This window comes from Agrobacterium sp. SORGH_AS_0745, assembly GCF_030818995.1.
In the GTDB taxonomy this organism is placed as follows: domain Bacteria; phylum Pseudomonadota; class Alphaproteobacteria; order Rhizobiales; family Rhizobiaceae; genus Agrobacterium; species Agrobacterium tumefaciens.
This window is the reverse complement of the sequence record NZ_JAUTBI010000004.1, coordinates 102,218-121,437: the sequence shown is the minus strand read 5'-3', so window position 1 is coordinate 121,437 and position 19,220 is coordinate 102,218. Positions and strand designations below refer to the sequence as shown.

Here is a 19,220-nt window from a genome sequence, read left to right as displayed (position 1 = left end):
TCAACCCATCAAAGTGGGTTAGATAACTGACATTAGAACTCCCAGCTACCGACGCGGTCATTAACGCTCCTGAGCTGACTGACCATCTTCCGGCCACGCAACGCATTGCCGCAAGCGAACAGTATGAGGGGCAAGCTCAGCACAGGTGTCAGCCAAGCATCGGAATCGCTTCTCCCTTCGAACACAATGAGCAAGACTTCGCCGATCGCAGCGAAAAAGACCACCCCGAAATCGTATTGCTTTGAAAGGCTCGTGCTGAAAGCCAGCGTCCTCAAACTTTAGCTTTCTTTGCTTCACGACGCGATCTCTGATGGACCGCGAGACACCTATGCCTCCAGGTTCAGCAACTCCTTCTAGCCGCGCGGCGATGTTGACGGTGTCACCGAAGACGGCTACGGGCAGATTTATCCGCAAACACGAGAGCTCACAGAAGAAGAACAGGCCGAGCTTTAGGCTCTTGGGGAGACCTTCGATGAATTGCAGGCGCAGATCGAAGCCTGCGCTGAAGGCGACCCTGCGATTGAGACAGATGAGGCGCGGCTTGTCGAAATTGAACAACGCATCGCGGCTATCCAGAATACCACCAAGGCATATGACGCACCTGGGCGCCGACCTCAGCGCGGACGATTGCGTCGTTAGAAAACTCCTGCTCAGCCATATTCATCTCTTTTCCATTCATTGGTTTCAGCGGATAACGCAGCGGGCGCGGTCGAGGACACGCCGTTGGCGCTCTGCTACGATGTTCTGGCTTGCCTGCATGCGGACCACCTGCTGCAGCACCTTCAGCTGTTCCCGCATTACCTCGAACGCACGGCGCTGAGCAGGCGGCACGCGATTGATAACATCCAGCTCTCCATGCAGGATGGCATTGCGGCCGAAGCGCTCGTCGAGGGCGCGGCTGACGGTTGCAAACTCCTTACTAATGGCGGGATCGAGCGAGTCGGCAGCGACGTCGAGCCTGCCGTTCTTTTTCTTCATCGCCACTGAGAGTTCTCTCAGTGCATCTTCGGCGGAAGGGGACAGTCCCGGGATGGCGATTCTCATGCGCTGGCGCTCCTCATTGATCGCCTCCCTCTCTGCATCAAATGCGGCCGTAAATGAGGTGGCCAATGACCGGACACGGCTTGCCGCCTCCGGGACGGCCCGGAAAGCCTCCTTCCGCTCCAGGCCGACAGCGAGCAATTTGTCCATGATACGGCCGGAGCCTCGCAACGCGCCGTAGGCAGCGGGATCATTGCTGATGGCCGCAGCGATCCGCTCACCGGCAAAGCCCTTCAGGATCAGATCTTCAATCTTTCCGACAGCACCTGCCGGATCGCGCCAGATACGCGCTGCCGCGTTCGCAAGGGCGGCGCGATTCTGACTGTAGTGAGGAACAGCTCGCGCCCTCTCCCGCGCCTCGTGGTCGATCGGGGTTTCAAACTCTGTTACAGCTGCAAGCATTGGCAACACCGGCACCGTCTTTTTCCCAGGCACGACGCTGGCGCCGGTAACGATCCTGGAGCGATCTTTCCTTTCGGCAAGATGCTGTTCTTCGGCAAAGCGGCGTATGGCGGCAAAAAGACGATTGAGCTTTTCGCGCCGGTCGAGGTCAAGGTCGTCCGGCATGCGCTCGATCATGTTGCGCTGGGCAACAGTGTCTGCCTTGTCGGTGAAGGCGGACCAGCCGAAGCGAGCGTTGAGAGCGTCGTTGACCCCCCTCACCTCTTGAACAAAAAGGCGATCCTTCGCCGCGTAGGCGAAGGCCGTCTTGTAGGCATCCTTGCCACCGCGCTCGCGTACGGCTTCGATTTCGGCGAGGCGCGCCATAGCCGGTTTGGAAAGCGCCGGGATCGACAACGACATATGCGCGCGCCGTTGCTCCTCTCGCATGCCGAAGCGTTCGACCTGGCGGCGGAACTCTGTGGCATGGGCACGCGCCAGCGGCAGCAATTCGGACAACGCCGACACCGCCGCATCGCGCTCGGAGCGGGCCGCGCGGCCATCGACAAGAAGATCCGATCCATGCAGACGGCCGAGGCGCTGCGGCGAGGCCTCAAGGTCGTCGGCAAGCTCGCGGGGCGCAATCCGCGCGTCGGAGGCAAGCGTGTTCAGTCTGGCAAGCGCGCCGTCGGGATCGCGATAGATCTTTTGCAAGACTGGGCGAAGAATGGCGTCGCGTTCCTTCCAGTGATCCGAGCGAAGCTGCGCGCGGCGGGCATCCTCGCCGACACCACGGGAAAACAATGTTGTCGGCGGGATGAGATATTGTCGATCCGTCGGAATTTCTGCCGTCCGGGTTTCGGCTCGTTCCTCACTATAGGAAACACGCTTCTCGCTTTCGATCGCGAGGCCGAGCGCCACGCTCGCCCGCTCCCAAAGCTTCGCCACTTGCTCGCGCTTCTGCGCCAGCCACGCCAGCTGCCGCGCCGCTCCGTCCTCCATCCAGGCTGCGACCCCAGAGAGCGTATCGATACCGCGACGCTGGGCAAAATCGCGGGCGTGCGCCCGGTAGCCGGCCTCGCTCTCGAAATCGAGGGTCGTCGTCTTGGCGCCGGAGCGGCCAAGACGCTCCACCAGTTGCTTGAACAGTTCCGGCCGATGGCTCTCCTCCTCGAGGCGCTGCCGGCGAACCTCTGTCGTTTCAATCCGTTTGGCAGTCCAGACGTTTCGATGGACCGTCCGTTCCTCGAGCCTCTTCTTTCCCGTTTTTTCGTCGATGACGGGCACCATCACCGTCACCCGTTCGACACCGTCCTTGCGCAGCGTCACCGTGTCGCCTTCCGACACGCCGGCCTCCTCCAGGGCCTTTGGAAGGCTCACGCCCCAGAGCCGATGCACGCTTCCGTCGTCCGTTTTCACATCGGCATAGGGGCTTTGATCGGCATCCTCTTCCTGCGGCCGGAATTTCGCATTGCCGGTTTCGACCAGCTCGCCCGTGATGCCGGCGGCATGATCGGCCCGGGATCTTTTCCCCCATTCCGGCTTCCGCTCAAAGTCCTCGCGAGCGGCATAAAGATCGGCCCGATCGCGATGGCGGGTCATCGACACGTACGTCAGGTGCTGATCCATCATGCCGGTTGCGAGCACGAATGTCCTGTCGACGGTCGCACCTTGGGACTTGTGAATGGTCGCGGCATAACCGTGATCGACATTGCGATAGCTGTCTTCGCTAATGACGACATCCCGGCCATTATCGAGACGGACCGATAGTTGTGGGTCGCCGTGCGTGTCGCCGGTGTAGACGACCGTGCCGAGCATGCCGTTTTTGACATATTGGGGTCCAAGCTTTTGCGCACGCGGCTCGAGGAACCGGGCGTTTTGGAGGAAGATGATCCGGTCGCCGACGGCGAACTGCCGCACGCCTCGTTCCGTTTGAAATTCACGAGAGACGGTCAGGGCGCCTTCATCTTTCATGACGTTGCGCAGCGCTTCATTGAGCCGCCGTACGTCGTCGTTGGTATGGGCGAGAACGAGCAGTTCGTCACCACGCATGCGAACCGACTGTTCTTTATCGGCATATTGCTGGATGAGGTCGCGGCGAGCGCTCGTCCAGTCAGCAACGATGCGCTCCACAGCTTCAGCCCGGCTCTCCGCCTCGACAATATGCCCCCGCTGCGCATAAGCATCCAGCCCCTCCTCGACCTTGCCGCGGGCGAAAAGACGGGAGGCCTCTCGCGCCCACTCCTCACGCTGGCGCCGCACACCGGCAAGTTCGGCAAAACCGATCCGTTCGGAAATTGCCCGAAAGGCTGCGCCGGCCTGGATCGGTTGAAGCTGCATTGCATCGCCGACCAGAACCACCTTGGCTCCGGCCTCCTCGGCGCGCTTGAGCACACGCGCCATCTGCTGCGACGAGACCATGCCAGCTTCATCGATGACAAAGATGTCCCGCCGGTCGAGGAGATCGCGTCCGTTATGCCAGGCTAGTTCCCAGTAGGCGAGCGTGCGCGATCTGATGCCGGAACTGTCCTCAAGCCCCTCGGCCGCCTTGCCGGCAAGCGCCGCCCCGAAGACGCGGTGGTTGTCGCTCTCCCAGGCGACGCGCGCCGCGGCAAGCAGCGTCGATTTGCCCGCACCGGCAAGCCCGACCACAGCAGCGATGCCAGTGTCGCCAGCGACATGATGGACAGCCTCCACCTGTTCGCGATCAAGCGTGAACAGATTTTCCGGATGGGCCGTTTCTATGGTTCTGACAGCCGCCGCAATTTTCGCGTTGGCGACGCCGAAGCCCTTGCGCCGGGCCAGAACTTCCGCCGACTGCGCCATGTCGTATTCGATGCGCAGGACATCGCGTGTGGTGAAGACCGCAGGTTCGGCCACCTTGCCGGTCTGCAGGTTCGCCTGTTGCGGCTTCAACAGCACGAGGTCATTGGAGGCCATCAGCTTGGCACGTATATTGGCGAAATCAGCGGGATCGTCGACATAGCGGTGCAGAGCCTTGGCGATGTCCCGTTCATCGAAGGTGGAGCGCTCGTTGCCGAGTTGTTTCAGGAGTAGATGCGGATCGGCCAGCAACCGGTCGGCCATCTCCTGCCGGCGCGCGAGATCGGCCGGCGCGAAATACATCGTGACACCCTTGCGGGCAAGCGCTGCCTTTTCTGGCCCGAGATGTTTCTGGGCAATCCCGTCGAGCGCCTGTTCGGCATAGGAACGCCCGTCGAGGCGTATCTCATGGCCGGCAAGCGCTAGATGCCGATTGGCTGTTTCCGCCCAGGCGATTTTCCAGCCCTTCATGGTCTCCTTGTCTCCGGCCCAGAGCCTGTAGACGATCTTGCCCTTCGGTCGGTCCGGCGTGACGACCCGCAACGGCTCGCCGTCGGTGCCAAGCACCGGCACTTTCTTCGGCCCGAAACCCCGTTCCGTCAGAGGTCGAAGCGCGGTCATCAGGTGGATGTGTGGATTGCCTTGCCTGTCATGATAAACCCAGTCGGCGATCATGCCCTTGGACGTCAGATTGTCCCGGACGAACTCGCGCACAAGGGCGATGTTCTCTGATCGCGTCAACTCTTCCGGAAGCGCGATGATCAACTCGCGGGCAAGCTGCGCGTCGGCACGAGTTTCGAATGCGTCCACTGCATTCCAAAGAGCCTCGCTGGCCGCAACGACGCTCTTCCCATCGATGGCCGCGCGCAGCCAGGCCGGTACCTGGTCCGGTAGCGCCAACTCCTCGTGTTTCAGTTCGGCCGCGCCGCCACGGTAACTGAAGGAGGTTCCGGCCTGTTCGTCCATCATCCGCGCCCGATGACGATAGGCGGCGGCCGAAACGATACTGCGTCCCGCTCCCCTGCCGATCACCTGCGCTCTGACGAACATGATCGCCACTAACGTCTCCAGTCCTTCCAGGCACGTCGCGTCAGCGACGTATATTGCGCCCTCAAATCAATCGGCCTGACAAGACCGATGCTGCTTTTCCGGAAGACGGCCCTGCTGGGATTTCCAATATCGACGTTTGGGGGCTTGTGTACGGTAGCGCTTTTGACTACCATTTTCTAGTCAGTTAAATGACTGAATGAAAATTTCCAAAGACGTTGAAAGGACTTGCCTATGGCCACTAAGCCTGCGCTCATGGATATTGATGCTCAAATCGAGAAGCTTCGCGAACGAAGAAAAACTTTAATAGTAAAATCAGCTGATCGTTTCGCGAGTGCGGCAACGAAGTCGGGACTGGCAGAGATGGAGATCGCTGATGAGGAGGTGGATCGCATCTTCGACGAGATCGCAGCGCGATTTCGCAACGGCGAGAAGAAGCAGGCCGCTGGCTCACCTGCTTCGCCGCGTGGACAGGCAAATGGAGCGACTGGTTCGGAAACGGAGGCTCCACATGACAGCTGACCGAAAGAAGGGAGCGAGAGAAAAGTTCTTGCTCGGCGACATTGTCGTTCGCGCGGGCCTGTCGAACGCCGATCGGGCTTTCCTGCTTGGCGGGCTTCTCGAAATGAAGCGGGTCGTGCCGGGGACACCTGAACATCGGCGTCTGTGCGATATCGGAGAGCTGGCCTTCAGAGATGCGGTATCCAACGGCGGGTTAGAACGCTTTTTGAAGGTGGCGGAATGAAGGGAAATGCCAAACAGCATCCGAGCCTTTTGCTTATCATCATTCCCATCGCCGTCACCGGATTTTCCTTTTACGTCGCCCACTGGCGTTGGCCTGAATTGGCGACCGGCATCACAGGCAAGACGCAATACTGGTTCCTTCGGGCGTCACCGGTGCCCGTCCTTTTGTTCGGGCCGCTGGCTGGACTGCTGGCGGTCTGGGCGCTGCCCCTCCATCGGCGAAGGCCCGTGGCATTGGCAAGCTTTCTCTGCTTTCTCCTGATGGCCGGCTTTTACGGGATGCGCGAGTTCGGGCGGCTTCAGCCGCTCGTAGAGAGCGGTGTGCTGACCTGGGATCAGGCGCTATCATTCGTCGACATGATTGCGGTCGTTGGCGCAGCGATGGGATTCATGGCGGCCGCGGTCGCGGCGCGCATCTCCAGCGTCGTGCCCGAACAGGTGACGCGCGCCAGGCGCGGAACATTCGGAGATGCAGACTGGCTGCCGATGTCGGCGGCGGCACGGCTGTTTCCCGATGATGGCGAAATCGTCATCGGCGAGCGCTACAGGGTCGACAAGGAACTCGTCCATGAGTTGCCGTTCGATCCGAACGATCCGGCCACCTGGGGACGCGGTGGCAAAGCCCCGCTGCTGACCTACGCCCAGGATTTCGATTCGACTCACATGCTTTTCTTCGCGGGCTCCGGTGGCTTCAAGACCACCAGCAACGTCGTGCCGACGGCGCTCAGATATACGGGTCCCCTCATTTGCCTGGATCCGTCCACCGAGGTGGCCCCGATGGTCGTTGACCACCGAAGAGATAAACTCGACCGAGAGGTTGTGGTGCTCGATCCGGCAAATCCGGTCATGGGATTTAACGTGCTCGACGGCATCGAGCACTCGCTAAAAAAGGAAGAGGACATTGTCGGCACCGCGCACATGTTACTCTCGGAAAGCTTGCGCTTCGAATCGTCGACTGGCTCTTACTTCCAATCGCAGGCGCACAATCTACTGACTGGTCTTCTGGCGCATGTGATGCTGTCACCGGAATATGCAGGACGGCGAAACCTGCGCAGCCTGCGCCAGATCGTCTCCGAGCCGGAAACCTCCGTGCTCGCCATGCTACGCGACGTACAGGAACACTCCGCGTCCGCCTTCATCCGTGAAACGCTCGGCGTCTTTGTTAACATGACTGAGCAAACATTCTCAGGCGTCTATTCGACGGCATCGAAGGATACGCAATGGCTGTCGCTCGATAATTACGCGGCACTGGTTTGCGGCAACACGTTCAAATCGAGCGAGATCGCTGGCGGAAAGAAAGACGTCTTTATTAACATCCCCGCATCGATCCTGCGGTCCTATCCCGGTATCGGTCGGGTGATCATCGGCTCGCTGATCAACGCGATGATCGAAGCGGATGGTGCGTTCACGAGGCGAGCGTTATTCATTTTGGACGAAGTCGATCTGCTTGGCTACATGCGCGTGCTTGAAGAGGCGCGCGATCGCGGTCGCAAGTATGGCGTTAGCATGATGCTGATGTACCAGTCCGTCGGGCAACTGGAACGGCACTTCGGAAAAGACGGTGCGGTGTCGTGGATCGACGGCTGCGCTTTCGCGAGTTACGCCGCGATCAAGGCACTGGATACCGCCCGCAACGTCTCTGCCCAATGTGGAGAAATGACTGTCGAAGTCAAAGGCAGTTCTCGCAATCTCGGCTGGGGTACGAAAAACAGCGCATCGCGGAAATCAGAAAACATCAATTTCCAGCGCCGGCCGCTGATCATGCCGCACGAAATCACACAATCGATGCGCAAGGACGAGCAGATCATTATCGTCCAGGGCCACAGTCCGATCCGCTGCGGACGGGCGATCTATTTCAGGCGGAAGGACATGGATATGCACGCCAAGCCCAACAGGTTTGCCAAGCTGGGACCTTGACGGCTCAGGCGTTTTCTTGCGGACCGTATTCGGCTTCCATTGGCCATTTCGTTGCCTTCATCAGCGCCAGTGCCGCGTCGATCGCGTTCTAGCGCTTCGATCAGGTCGTTGTGTCTCGTTGAAGGATGAGCATGGACACCGAAGAATTGACGATGTGCTAGCTCAACCCGTCCTAGTGCCTCTCCAGTGTAGATGACAGATGCTCCTGTATCGTAGTCGTCGCGGTCGCCGCAATGGATGCCATTTGATCCTCCTTTTTCGAAAACGTGCGATGCCTGAACATGGACCGACTGACGATTGAAAGCGAGGACAGCTCGCCATCTGATTTACCGGCTGTGTTCACCTCGACGATCGCGCCCGGACGTACCGTTCAGACCGGGAAGCTTGATCCCGTGAGGATGATCGGACACTGCCGAAACCGCAACAGGCATCCATCACAGAAATGAATCGGAAGCGACCTTTCGATTCATAAGTCTCGTTGGACCAGATCGCGAGCATCGCCGATCATGCGGGGATGGGAACACACCACTACCAGCTTTATTGCCAGAGGATCGACGCCAACAGGAACATGGCCCGATATTACGCGCTTGCGATCCGGCCAACCCTTTTTGGCGAAATAGCCGTCGTGCGAAGCTGGGGACGGATCGGCAAGGCTGGCGGGGAGATGACCGAGGTGTTCGGCAATGAGAATGATGCGATATCGCGCTTTCTCGAATTGTTACTGCAGAAGCGCAAAAGGGGCTATCAACCGGCAAGAAGCTGTGGAAACCCCTGCAGGAGCGCCACTCTAAGGACAACGCCGCATGACAACGTCGCGATCGCCTGAAAGGGTTTTCCCGTCTTTAACGAGGAAACCGTCATGACCACAACCAATGAAATCGCCGAAAAGATCGCATCCGAACAGAACCTGACCAAAGCCCAGGCGAAATCGATCGTCGAAACCGTCTTCGCGTCGATCACGACGGCAGCCACGTCCGGAGCGGAAACATCTATCCCGGGATTCGGCAAGTTCAAGATCAAGGATACCCCGGAGCGTGAGGCTCGCAATCCGGCAACCGGCGCCACCATCAAGGTTGCCGCTGCGAAGAAGCTTACGTTCCAGCCTGCCAAAGCACTGAAAGATGTGCTGAACAAGTGAGCCGCACCGCGGTAAGCGGGGTCATCAGGGGGGAGCCGCCAAAGGCAGACGGCGCAGCGTCATCGGCGCTGCTTGCCATCACGCTTAAGCTGATCTCGATCTCGATGGCAATCGGACGGTGGTGGCAGCATTGCGGGTATATGCCACCCTCAGAAGGGCGGCACGGCGTCAACGGAACCGTCCTGCTCGGCCATGATAACGGCCAGTTCGGCCAGAGCCAGTTCCAGCTCCGCGGCAATCTGGCGACGCTCGTCTGGGTGGCAATGGTTCATCTCGGCGCGCAGTTCTTCGATATGTTGTTCCAGTAGCATCGTCATCTCCTTGACGTTTGAGAAAGATGACGCCGCGGGGCGTGAGGAAATGACGGGGTCAGGGATCGCGTCGGCGACCGCCAGAGGCGGCGAGTGGGGTGCCGGTTTTGTTGAAGCGCAGGGAACCGGAGCGGAAGCAAAATCGGGGGGCCACGCGAAGTCCTTGAGGCCGGCATTTGCTCGCGGCACGATTGGTCACTCTGAGCAGACCCCGCCTCTCCGTATCGCGACCAGAAGAAGAAGCGGGCTAGATGCCCGGTTCCTTCTTGGTTTGAACAAGGGAAAAGCCCCGCCGTTTCCGGCTGGGCTTCGTCTTTGATCAGGCGTCGCGCTTCGGGCGGTTCCAGACCAACGTATAGTCGCCTTCCCTCTCGTTCGGCCAAAGTGCCGCATTGATCGGGGCCGGAAAGCTCGGATCGTCGAGCTTGACCGAGATGTAGGGCTCTCCGTCGCCGGAAACCTGGCTCCAGGCGGCGCCGACTTCGGCCGCTCCGGACATGATCCGAAAGTCGGGAGCGTCGCGGGATGTGCGTTCGATCGGGTTCAGGCGGGCCTTCATGGAGACCGTCAGAGTGCGTACGTGGCCGAGGATGGTGTTGCCGTTGGTGGTGAATTCGCCGATGACTGCCATTGTCGTGATCCTTTCGGTTTGATCGGGCCGCGACCATCGCGTCCTCGATGACTGTCGATTTGATCGGGGACGATCGGACCGCATCCTTAAGGGACCGGAATGCAATGGAGGGCGGCGGGAGACGGCTTTCTTGGACCGCGAGGAATGCGAACGCAGGTCGCAGGGGAAGAAAGGGGGCGATGCCGTTGCGGGAGAACGATCGAGGCGGAGCCGCTCTTCGATCAGACATGTCAAATCGAGGCCGCGTTGGCCGCGCCCACTTCCTATGCCCGAATGGATGGCAGCAATGGCCACATCGATCGTTTGGGCATTGCCGGGCCAATGCGACAAGTCCGGTGAGCGTCGCCGAACTTTCCGTGTCGATGGCGGCTCCGGTTTTCGATCGGGCACATGTCGCCCATGCTTGCTCGTATCCGCAAGAATGACCTGTTGCTGATGCAGGACGCATTAGGGCCAGTCGCAGCAAAACTGGCTCGCGTCCGCACGGCACAAGATCGCCTTCGCTTTCCTCCCGAACGGTCAATCCGCGCTGCCCGGATTCAGATTTTGGGAGCAGTACCAAAGGACGCGCTAAAATGAGAGGGGCGCTATTACACTGCGTCCCTCGTCGCGCAGGCATCCGCCCTTGGCTGAAGACCGTGGAGATAATTGACCGCCCGCTGCGCATGCGCGGCCGCCTGGAAAATTGCACGTTTGTCGTTGGCCAGCACCGAGAGCCATGACTGCAGATAGGACGCGTGATCCGGCCGCGGCTCAAGTTCCGGCGCGATACCGAGGTCAGCGCAGAGGAAGCAACTGCCAAGTTCGGCAATGAGTTCTTCCCGCGCGCGCTCCGTCCGGTCCTTGGCATAGCGCGACAGGTCGCGTCCCACGCGATGTTCTGCCGCCGTCCAGTGGGTCGCCTCATGGCTGAGGACTGCCGCATACCCGGCGGCATCGCGGAAGGCTTCGAACGGTGGCATCTGGATATAGTCCATGGCCGGAGAATAGTATGCCTGGTTGCCGCCGTGCCGAATGACTGCGCCGGTATTGCGGAAGAACTCGTCGGCGTGACCGATGCGCTCGATCGGGCTCAGGAGCGGTTCGGGTACGCCATGATAGTGGTCAGGCAGGCCGTCGATCTGCGCCACGTTGAACACCGTGTACGATTTAAGGAACGGAATATCGCGCTCCACCTCGCCGCCATTGCTGTCGGCCTCCGACTTGGTGAAGCGGCTTGCATAGATGACCGTCGTTCCGGTCTCGCCCTTGCGAACAGCTCCATCCAGCTGCAAGGCCTGTTTGAACGTCATCCATGTCGGCGAGACATAGCCCCTCGCTGTGCTCTCCGACCACAACAGCAGCACGTTGAGACCGCTATAGGCTTCGCCGTTGTGGCGCAGCGGCCGGGTGATCCGTCCGGTCGTGTTTGCGGCCGACCAGGGCTTCATCCACGGACGGACGCCTTTTTCCAGATCCGCAACGATCCTGTCGGTGATCCGCGCATAGAGATCGGCGCGCTCGCCCTGCCCTTTTCTTTTCATATCCTTCAACCTCCGTTTTCGGAGGTCGCGACCATCGCGACCCCGTCACGTCGGTCAAAAGCCGGGGAGATCAGGGATGAGCGCACGCGGAACGCGCCGTAACAACGTGAAGGAGGGCGAAGCCCTTGCGCGAGACCCTCGGCCCGGCAGACCGAAGGCGGAACGGGGTAGCAATGGACAGATTACCGATCTTCATCCGCAGCCAATGCAAGGGCTTCGCCAGCAAGACCACTTTCTGCCGCACGGCAGCCGACGGAATCTTAGCAACGGCGCGGTTGAGGTTGGGACCTTCTGTCGACGCATTGAAGTCGCGTCCCGTCGTTGATCCGAAGGCGGTGGCCGGCACAGGCCCTCGTTACTTCGAGCTGACGAGAACAGGACACCTTCGTCGACGTGAACAAAGGCGGGGCCGGAGCCCCGCCGTGATGGTTGTTATTCGAAGGCTGACAGCTGGACGGCTGCCGCCTTGCGGTCGAGCGTCTGGCCGGGATTTTCGACCGGCCGGTCGAAGGGCTTCCATGTTTCGCCTACCACCTGCTCATAGGCTGCGACAGCGCCGACGGCCGCCATTCTGAGCGCATGTGCCTGGATGCCCATGTCGGCTGCGAATTCGCGCTTGCGCTGGGCGGCGCTCTCATAGCCGACCGGACCGTCGAGATCGTCGTCGCGGGCATCCGCAGCGCTCTTGGCGGTGGCGTTCCGCGCCTCGGTGACGGCGCGGGAGTAGAACTGGCCGGCGCCATGGGCCGATCCGACATAGGCCCCGACGATGCGCTGCAGATGGATCTGCATCGCCCGGTCGCCAAGGCCATCGGAAAGTGCGGTGGCGGTTTCGACGATCAGGCGCTCGTGCATGCCACGGATGCCATCGCTGTCGACAATGGCGATCCCGAAGCTTTCGGCGATCCGAAGCGCCTGTGTTTCATCGGGGCATGAAAGGCGGACCATTTCGAGGGTGGCGCCTCTGCGCAGCGGCACGACGCGGGCGGATTGGCGGGTTGATTGACGGGATTGGGTTGCTGACTTTGCCATGGTGGTCTCCTTTGCTTCGCCGAAGTGTCGGCCCCCTGGCCGCTCTGTCCTTCGGTGCGGTCGAAAGGAACAGGCGCAATCCGGGCGGATCAGGGCCCGGGCAGGCCAGATCGAGCGAAGCAGGCAGGCGGTCAAGCAGGGGTGACAAGCCCTTGCGAAGCCCGCGTGCCTGCTTTGTCGAGAGCGGCATGACCGGCCGCCCCGCGGCGCGACAGCGGCCTTGAACCGAACGGGCGCCGGTTCAGACGCCACGAAACCGAAGGACGGAACGGCCAGAGGCAAACCTCGGATGCCGAAGCTGAGAGGAAACCACGCTAGACCTGCGCCAGGCCGCGCCGATCCAACGTCCAAGCCGCAGCTTGCACAGTCATCACAACCGCCGACGTCACTATCGGCTCGTGGTCCCGTTTGGCCTAAGCCACCCGGCAGATGTCCACGGGCACGCAATGATGCGATTGCATCCTCCTGTCGCGCGAGCGTTCACGAAAGTCCATCGACGGAGGAATTATGCCGCATAACCGAGACAATCGTCCGCAGTGCGCGACCAAATATGTTCCAGCTTCTCGTCGTGCTTCATCACAAGGGAGGGCCTGGATTCGCTTTCGATGACAGCGCTTTGCATGCGTTCGGGCGAGCTCTTGTCGGCCAGGTCGCAATAACCGCGGAAGTGCCAGAGGCACCCGTCGACCGGCAGAGAGAAGAGGATGCTGGTGACCAAACCGTTCGGGAATTCGCGCATGGCGAATATCCCGGCCTTGATCGAGAGCGGCGGCAGTATCTCAAACGTGTAGTCGTGGGATGCGTCGGCGATCTCGAACCATTCGCCGCTGTAGAGCGCGCTGTCGTCCCACTCCCATACATGCTCAGCCTCGTTCGGTAATGATCGCGCTGATGTGGCACCCATGGCTGCACGCCAACTCTACTGTTTTCCCAAAAAATGCTGCGGGGGCCCTCGAGGGACGCCAAGCGGCGCGGCTCCCGGGATAGCGAAAAATCACTGAAAATTCCTGCTCTTCACCTTCAGCGTATCGATATGAAGATCAGGCGTGAACATATCCCGCGGGACGACCGGCCTCGGCCGATCGCGAGAGTCCGGCCCACCGCCCCCATGGGCAAACTCATCGCCTCGCCCCGTTGGCAGCCTGAATTCGACATCCCGATCGGCCAGGCCAACGAGATCGCCTGACAGATCGAATAGTTGCTGCGCGACGAGGTGCACGACCTCCCCTTCCCGCTGAATCCGCCCATTGATTGCCATCATCGAGGATCCGAGCACCACGCTCCTGCGCTTCTCGAACAGTGACGGCCAGACGACGATGTTGGCAGGGCCTGTTTCGTCCTCGATGGTGATGAACATGACACCCTTGGCCGACCCGGGCTTCTGGCGCACCAGCACCAAACCTGCAGTATAAACCCATCGCCCATCCCGAGCATTCATCGCCTCCGCACAAGGGATGATGTTGCGTGCCGACAGGTCCCTGCGCAGGAACGCAACCGGATGCTGCCGTAGCGTCAAGCCCGTATGGCTGTAATCTTCGATGACGTTGTGCCCGTCCGTCATCTGCCGAAGGGCGACCTCCGGCTCCTGCTGCTCAGCGATTGCCGCCATCTCGCGCTCAGTCGCGGCGGCAAACAACGGCAATGGCTCATCACGCAGCGCCTTGATGGCCCAGAGCGCGTCGCGCCTCTCGAGTTTGAGCGATGGCAGAAAGGCATCGGCCTCTGCCAGCTGGACAAGGGCCTCCGTCGGCACGCTGGACCGGCGCCACATGTCATCGACGGATAAGAAAGGACTATTCATGCGTGCCGTCACGATCCGCGCTGCGTCAGCGACAGCCAGTCCCTTCACCTGCCGAAACCCAAGCCGGACAGCATGCCGATTGGTGCTGCCGATCTTTTCCAGCGTGCAGTCCCAGCGCGAGCGGTTGACGCACACGGGTCGCACCTCGACGCCATGCTTGATCGCATCGCCGACGATCTGGGCGGGCGCATAAAAACCCATCGGCTGACTGTTGAGAAGGGCGGCACAAAAGACATCCGGATAATGGCATTTGATGTAGTTCGATGCATAGGCGATCAGCGCAAAAGATGCCGCGTGACTTTCCGGAAAACCGTAGCTGCCGAAACCTTCGAGCTGGGAAAAGGTCTTTTCGGCGAACTCCGCCGAATAACCGTTCTTGACCATGCCGGAGACGAGTTTTTCCTTGAAGCGGGAGACCCCGCCGGTGAACTTGAAGGTGGCCATCGACTTGCGCAGCTGGTCGGCCTCGCCACCGGTAAAACCGGCGCAGACCATGGCGACGCGCATGGCGCTCTCCTGAAACAGCGGCACGCCCAGCGTCTTGCCGAGCACGGCCTCAAGCTCGGGTGTGGGATACTCGACCGGCTCCTTGCCTTCGCGGCGGCGAAGATAGGGGTGCACCATGTCGCCCTGGATAGGACCGGGCCGGACGATCGCCACCTGCACGACCAGATCGTAGAAGGTGCGGGGTTTCAGGCGCGGCAACATCGCCATCTGCGCGCGGCTTTCGATCTGGAAGGTCCCGAGCGTATCGGCTTTTCGGATCATTGCGTAGGTGGCTGCGTCTTCCTGCTGGATCGTAGACAGATCGAGATCCTCGCCCTTATCCTCACGGATGAGATGAAACGCCTTTGCCATGCAGGTGAGCATGCCGAGTGCGAGCACATCTACCTTCATGAACTTCAGCGCCTCGACGTCATCCTTGTCCCATTCGATGATCTGGCGGTCCTTCATCGTTGCCGGCTCGATCGGCACGAGATCGTCCAGCCGGTCATGGGTGAGGACAAATCCTCCTGGATGCTGGCCAAGGTGGCGTGGCGCACCCATCAGCTGCTGCGCCAGTTTCAGGGTGAGCGCTAAGCGCCGGTCGTCGGGGTTGAGGTTGAGTTCCCGGATATTTCGGTCGGGCACTTCCTCCGACCAGGACCACATGCCTGATGATAGCGCCTTGATCACGTCTTCCGGCAGGCCGAGCGCCTTGCCGACATCGCGGATCGCTCCCTTGGCACGATACCGCGTAACGGTGGCGCAGAGGGCTGCCTTGTCATGTCGGTAGGTCTTGTAGATCCATTGGATGACCTCCTCGCGCCGCTCATGCTCGAAGTCGACATCGATATCCGGCGGTTCGTCGCGTTCCTGGCTGACGAAGCGCTCGAAGAGAAGGTCGTTGGTCGAGGGATCGATAGAGGTAATGCCGAGAATATAGCAGACGGCGCTGTTGGCCGCCGATCCCCTGCCCTGGCAGAGAATGCTCTGGCTTCTTGCAAAGCGCACGATCGAAAACACCGTCAGAAAATACGGCGCATATTTCATGGTGCGGATGAGATCGAGCTCATGCCGTACGGTTTTCAAGACGTCGGGCGGCAGCCCTTCCGGATAGCGGTCAGGCGCGCATTCCCAGACATAATGCTCAAGCGAGGCTTGGGCATCCTTGCCCGGCACGATAGCTTCTTCCGGATATTGATAGGTTAGCTCCTCGAGAGAAAACGTGCAGCGCCGCACGATCTCCATGGTTCGCGCCAGGGCCTCCGGATAACGTGGAAATAGGCGAGCCATTTCTTCCGGAGGCTTCAGATATCGGTCGGCATGACGCTCTCGCTCGAAGCCGACGTCATCGATCGTGGTATTGTGCCTGATGCAGGTAACGATGTCCTGCAACTGCCGCCGACCCGGCTCATGAAACAGCACGTCATTGGTGACGACGGTTTTGACCCTGAACCGTGCCGCCATGTTGGAAATCTCATGGAGCCGCATCTGGTCGTTGGGTCGCCGGCGCAGGCACAGCGATACATAGGCTCGATCACCAAAAACGTGCGCCAACTTGCGAAGCTGCGCGGCGCATGTGGCGTCCGGCAGATCCGGCACCAGAATGCCGATCATGCCTTCCGAGTAAGCCATGACATCGTCCCAGTGCAGAATGCAGTTGTTCTTGCCGCCGCGCGACTTGCCAAGCGTGATGAGCCGGGTCAGCCGCGAATATGCCGGACGATCCATCGGATAGACCAGCAACGACATACCGTCGGCGAGGTCGAGGCGACAGCCAACGACAAGGCGGAGACCTGTCGCGCGGGATGCTTCAAGGGCGCGGACGATGCCTGCGAGCGAATTGCGATCGACGACGCCGATCGCACTGATCCCAAGGAGTTTTGCAGTATCAAATAACTCCTGCGCCGACGAGGCACCACGCAGAAACGAAAAATGTGTCGTGACCTGGAGCTCGGCATAGCTCATGCGAATATCCCGTGGCAGAACCAGCGGTGTGACCCGGTTTCCGGATTAATACCGTCGCCGGAGCGGAACACCCAAAGACGCTCACCGGATTCGTCCTCGATGACGAAATAGTCGCGCACGGCGTCCATTTCGGCATCTCGCTGCCACCATTCCCCGAAAATGCGTTCGGGGCCGTCGGCACGTTTGACCTTGCGGCGTTTGCCACGCCAGACGATGGAGACTGGGGGCCGGTCCGGCATCAGCGCGATCGCCTCGATCAACTCAGGTCTCGGCAAGAGACGAACGGGGCGGCGCCAATGGCTGACCCAGGCAACGGCGATCGGTTCGGCGACGGGGCTGATGCGCTGGACAGAGCGTTCCGGCACATCGGAGGCGACCGGTGCGACGCGATAGACCCTCTGCCCCCGGTTTCCATAGAGGTCGATCAGCGGCGTGACATCAGTGACCTCATCCTCGACCAGAGCAGAGGCTTTCTGAGCCTCCTCGAGAGACTCGGCTATAACGGCGAGCAGGATCAGCTTTTCGATCCCGAAGCCCGGCTCGATCTTTTCCGTCCGGTCCCGAAACAGTTTTGTCAGCCAGGCGACATCGCGGGCGGGGCCTGGCGGTTCCGGCGCGGATGGCCTGTCTCGTGCCATCGACCTTCTCGACGATCAGGTCGGCACGGCGAACGCCAAGCCCGCGCTTCTGGAGTTCGTCAACGAGTTGCACGACCAGACGGCCAACATATTTATTGATTGTTTCGACTGCCCCGATCGGTTCGGCAAAGGCCTTGGAGACTTCAACCAGCTCTGCGGTCCGGATGGGCTCGATCGGCTCGGCGACACGACAGAGCATCTGGTCGAGACGGCGACCGACTTCCGGACCGAAGCGCAATGTCAGCGAGGCCCGCGGGGTGTTGGCAAGCTCGCCGATTGTCTGGAAACCGAGAATGCGCAGATCAGAGACGATCTTTGACGGCAGGCGCAGAAGCGAAATCGGTAGTTTTTCGACGGCACGGGCCGTCTCGCCCGGAGGAACGACAATCGTTTCGCGATTGATTGCGCGGGCGCAAGCATGGGCAGCACCCCAGCTGTCGGCAACCGCCACGCGCGCCGTCAGTTTTCGGGCAAGAAACTGGTTGGCGATCTTCGTCACCATCGGCAGTTCACCACCCTGCAGATGATCGGCGCCTTCCGTATCCATGACGATACCATCAATCCCGTCGACGGCGACGATCGGCGAATAGATCGTCAGCGCCCAGTGCGTGATGCGCTCCAGCGCGGCTTGATCGGCTTGCGAATCTGCGTCAACCAGCATCAGGCCGCGAAACAGCGACTGCGCCTTTGCCGCCGCCATGCCGGCATGCACGCCCGCCTTTCTGGCAGCCGGATCGGCGGCAGACACCCATCGCTTCGAACCGCTTCTCGCGATCACGGCGATTGGCTGTTCAGGCGGAATAGACGGATCGGCCCGACGAATGCGATCCGTCGGCAGATCCGGAAGATAGATCGAGACGACCCTTGTCATCGCACGCCCTCACGAGAAACTCAGCACACTCACCCGCTTTCACGCGCATCAATTCCAGAAACCATTGAGGCCTGCCCACCCCCGGTACCGGCAACTCCTCTGACGGCATCACGCTGACACGCCACCGCGTGGTCGAGGCCGTCGGCTGCCCAAAGTCATTGGCCTCCGTCTGTCGCCGCCATCGGCGGACCGCGAGCGCCATGGTCCCGGTTCGCTCGGCTGCAAGCTGCAGGCGGCGGGAACTGACCATAGGCAGGCGAACAAGTTCACCGACGACGGCACCAAGTCCGCCGAAGGAAAGGCCCTCCTCCATATTGGCCAGTACATCCTCTTCCTTGTCGGATTCAACAAAGATGACGCGGTCGGGATGCAGACCCACATGGGCAAGAGCTGGAAAAAAAAGATCCGGCCGCGTCAGACACCAGATGACGGGGCCTTTTGTTCGTGCGGCAATGCCGGCAACACAAAGGGCGGCCGCTGCACCATCGACAGTACCGGAGCCACCGCCTGCAAACTCGTGCAGCGCGCCATAGGCGAGGCCCCCGCCAGGCAAGGCCGCATCGATCTCGGAAACGCCAAAAGAAAGTGTTCCGGCCCGCTTCGCGGATACCCCTTCCATCGACGCGATGCGGTCTCGCAAGTCGCAAATCACCCTCTGACGGGCAGCAGTCATCGTTCACGGCTCCCTTCAAGGTCGTGTTCAAAGGATCGACATTATGTCGTACGGGCTATATGTTCATTGTTTGTTCTCGTAATGCAAAAGAGTCAAGCACCACATGGTTGAGGAATATTATCCCAGTATTAGCAAAGTCGAAGATTCGAAAAGGATTCAAGGAGGTAAGGGAAAACAGAAATTTTTGCGGCCCTTGCG

The 19,220-nt window shown here is 60.5% G+C and carries 13 protein-coding genes and 1 pseudogene; 5 read left to right on the top strand and 9 right to left on the bottom strand.

The genetic code is table 11. From position 1 onward, the window contains the following. Positions 1-684: 684 nt before the first annotated feature. Complete coding sequence (gene traA, locus QE432_RS24250) at positions 685-5,304, bottom strand: Ti-type conjugative transfer relaxase TraA (RefSeq protein ID WP_306627178.1); 4,620 nt, start codon at positions 5,302-5,304, stop codon at positions 685-687. A gap of 222 nt (positions 5,305-5,526) precedes the next feature. Between traA and QE432_RS24245 the strand changes: the two genes are divergently transcribed. From QE432_RS24245 to QE432_RS24225, 5 genes are all read left to right on the top strand, one after another. Continuing rightward, positions 5,527-5,814 (top strand): TraC family protein, encoded by a 288-nt coding sequence (locus QE432_RS24245; protein WP_306627176.1) that lies wholly within the window; start codon positions 5,527-5,529, stop codon positions 5,812-5,814. Further along, positions 5,804-6,037: a conjugal transfer protein TraD gene (locus QE432_RS24240; protein ID WP_112155434.1), complete on the top strand. Its 234-nt coding sequence runs from the start codon at positions 5,804-5,806 to the stop codon at positions 6,035-6,037. Before QE432_RS24245 ends, QE432_RS24240 begins: the two co-directional genes overlap by 11 nt. After that, on the top strand, positions 6,034-7,953 hold the full coding sequence (traG, locus tag QE432_RS24235) for a Ti-type conjugative transfer system protein TraG (protein ID WP_112155435.1): 1,920 nt from the start codon (positions 6,034-6,036) through the stop codon (positions 7,951-7,953). The genes QE432_RS24240 and traG overlap by 4 nt, the downstream gene beginning before the upstream one ends. Positions 7,954-8,467: 514 nt before the next feature. Then, on the top strand, positions 8,468-8,779 hold the full coding sequence (locus QE432_RS24230) for a WGR domain-containing protein (RefSeq protein WP_112155442.1): 312 nt from the start codon (positions 8,468-8,470) through the stop codon (positions 8,777-8,779). Between the two features lie 33 nt (positions 8,780-8,812). Further along, positions 8,813-9,091: an HU family DNA-binding protein gene (locus QE432_RS24225; protein WP_003517400.1), complete on the top strand. Its 279-nt coding sequence runs from the start codon at positions 8,813-8,815 to the stop codon at positions 9,089-9,091. Between the two features lie 149 nt (positions 9,092-9,240). On the opposite strand, the gene QE432_RS24220 is transcribed toward QE432_RS24225, so the two are convergent. The 8 genes and pseudogenes from QE432_RS24220 to QE432_RS24185 form a co-directional block, all read right to left on the bottom strand. After that, on the bottom strand, positions 9,241-9,402 hold the full coding sequence (locus QE432_RS24220; protein WP_019565695.1) for a hypothetical protein: 162 nt from the start codon (positions 9,400-9,402) through the stop codon (positions 9,241-9,243). 319 nt (positions 9,403-9,721) lie between these two features. Further along, positions 9,722-10,033, bottom strand: a complete 312-nt coding sequence (locus QE432_RS24215) for a DUF736 domain-containing protein (protein WP_162647916.1) — start codon at positions 10,031-10,033, stop codon at positions 9,722-9,724. Positions 10,034-10,623: 590 nt separating this feature from the next. Further along, positions 10,624-11,556: an ArdC family protein gene (locus tag QE432_RS24210; protein ID WP_112155444.1), complete on the bottom strand. Its 933-nt coding sequence runs from the start codon at positions 11,554-11,556 to the stop codon at positions 10,624-10,626. 432 nt (positions 11,557-11,988) lie between these two features. Next, a complete protein-coding gene (locus tag QE432_RS24205) occupies positions 11,989-12,588 on the bottom strand; it encodes a hypothetical protein (RefSeq protein ID WP_112155436.1) in 600 nt (199 codons plus the stop codon). A gap of 505 nt (positions 12,589-13,093) precedes the next feature. Continuing rightward, complete coding sequence (locus QE432_RS24200; RefSeq protein ID WP_112155437.1) at positions 13,094-13,492, bottom strand: DUF1419 domain-containing protein; 399 nt, start codon at positions 13,490-13,492, stop codon at positions 13,094-13,096. 90 nt (positions 13,493-13,582) lie between these two features. Then, the gene (locus tag QE432_RS24195; protein ID WP_111791076.1) at positions 13,583-16,840 is read right to left on the bottom strand and encodes an error-prone DNA polymerase; all 3,258 of its coding nucleotides are present in this window, start codon (positions 16,838-16,840) and stop codon (positions 13,583-13,585) included. Beyond that, positions 16,837-18,349: pseudogene (locus QE432_RS24190) on the bottom strand (Y-family DNA polymerase). The gene QE432_RS24195 and the pseudogene QE432_RS24190 overlap by 4 nt, the downstream one beginning before the upstream one ends. Then, a complete protein-coding gene (locus tag QE432_RS24185; RefSeq protein ID WP_060642157.1) occupies positions 18,270-19,022 on the bottom strand; it encodes an ImuA family protein in 753 nt (250 codons plus the stop codon). The pseudogene QE432_RS24190 and the gene QE432_RS24185 overlap by 80 nt, the downstream one beginning before the upstream one ends. Positions 19,023-19,220 lie beyond the last annotated feature (198 nt).

Coding starts and splice junctions, on each gene's coding strand:
- QE432_RS24220 (WP_019565695.1), bottom strand. CDS start 9,402: ATGCTACTGGAACAACATATCGAAGAACTGCGCGCCGAGATGAACCAT.
- QE432_RS24245 (WP_306627176.1), top strand. CDS start 5,527: ATGGCCACTAAGCCTGCGCTCATGGATATTGATGCTCAAATCGAGAAG.
- QE432_RS24210 (WP_112155444.1), bottom strand. CDS start 11,556: ATGAAAAGAAAAGGGCAGGGCGAGCGCGCCGATCTCTATGCGCGGATC.
- QE432_RS24240 (WP_112155434.1), top strand. CDS start 5,804: ATGACAGCTGACCGAAAGAAGGGAGCGAGAGAAAAGTTCTTGCTCGGC.
- QE432_RS24215 (WP_162647916.1), bottom strand. CDS start 10,033: ATGGCAGTCATCGGCGAATTCACCACCAACGGCAACACCATCCTCGGC.
- traG (WP_112155435.1), top strand. CDS start 6,034: ATGAAGGGAAATGCCAAACAGCATCCGAGCCTTTTGCTTATCATCATT.
- QE432_RS24225 (WP_003517400.1), top strand. CDS start 8,813: ATGACCACAACCAATGAAATCGCCGAAAAGATCGCATCCGAACAGAAC.
- QE432_RS24195 (WP_111791076.1), bottom strand. CDS start 16,840: ATGAGCTATGCCGAGCTCCAGGTCACGACACATTTTTCGTTTCTGCGT.
- QE432_RS24200 (WP_112155437.1), bottom strand. CDS start 13,492: ATGGGTGCCACATCAGCGCGATCATTACCGAACGAGGCTGAGCATGTA.
- QE432_RS24205 (WP_112155436.1), bottom strand. CDS start 12,588: ATGGCAAAGTCAGCAACCCAATCCCGTCAATCAACCCGCCAATCCGCC.
- QE432_RS24185 (WP_060642157.1), bottom strand. CDS start 19,022: ATGACTGCTGCCCGTCAGAGGGTGATTTGCGACTTGCGAGACCGCATC.
- QE432_RS24230 (WP_112155442.1), top strand. CDS start 8,468: ATGGGAACACACCACTACCAGCTTTATTGCCAGAGGATCGACGCCAAC.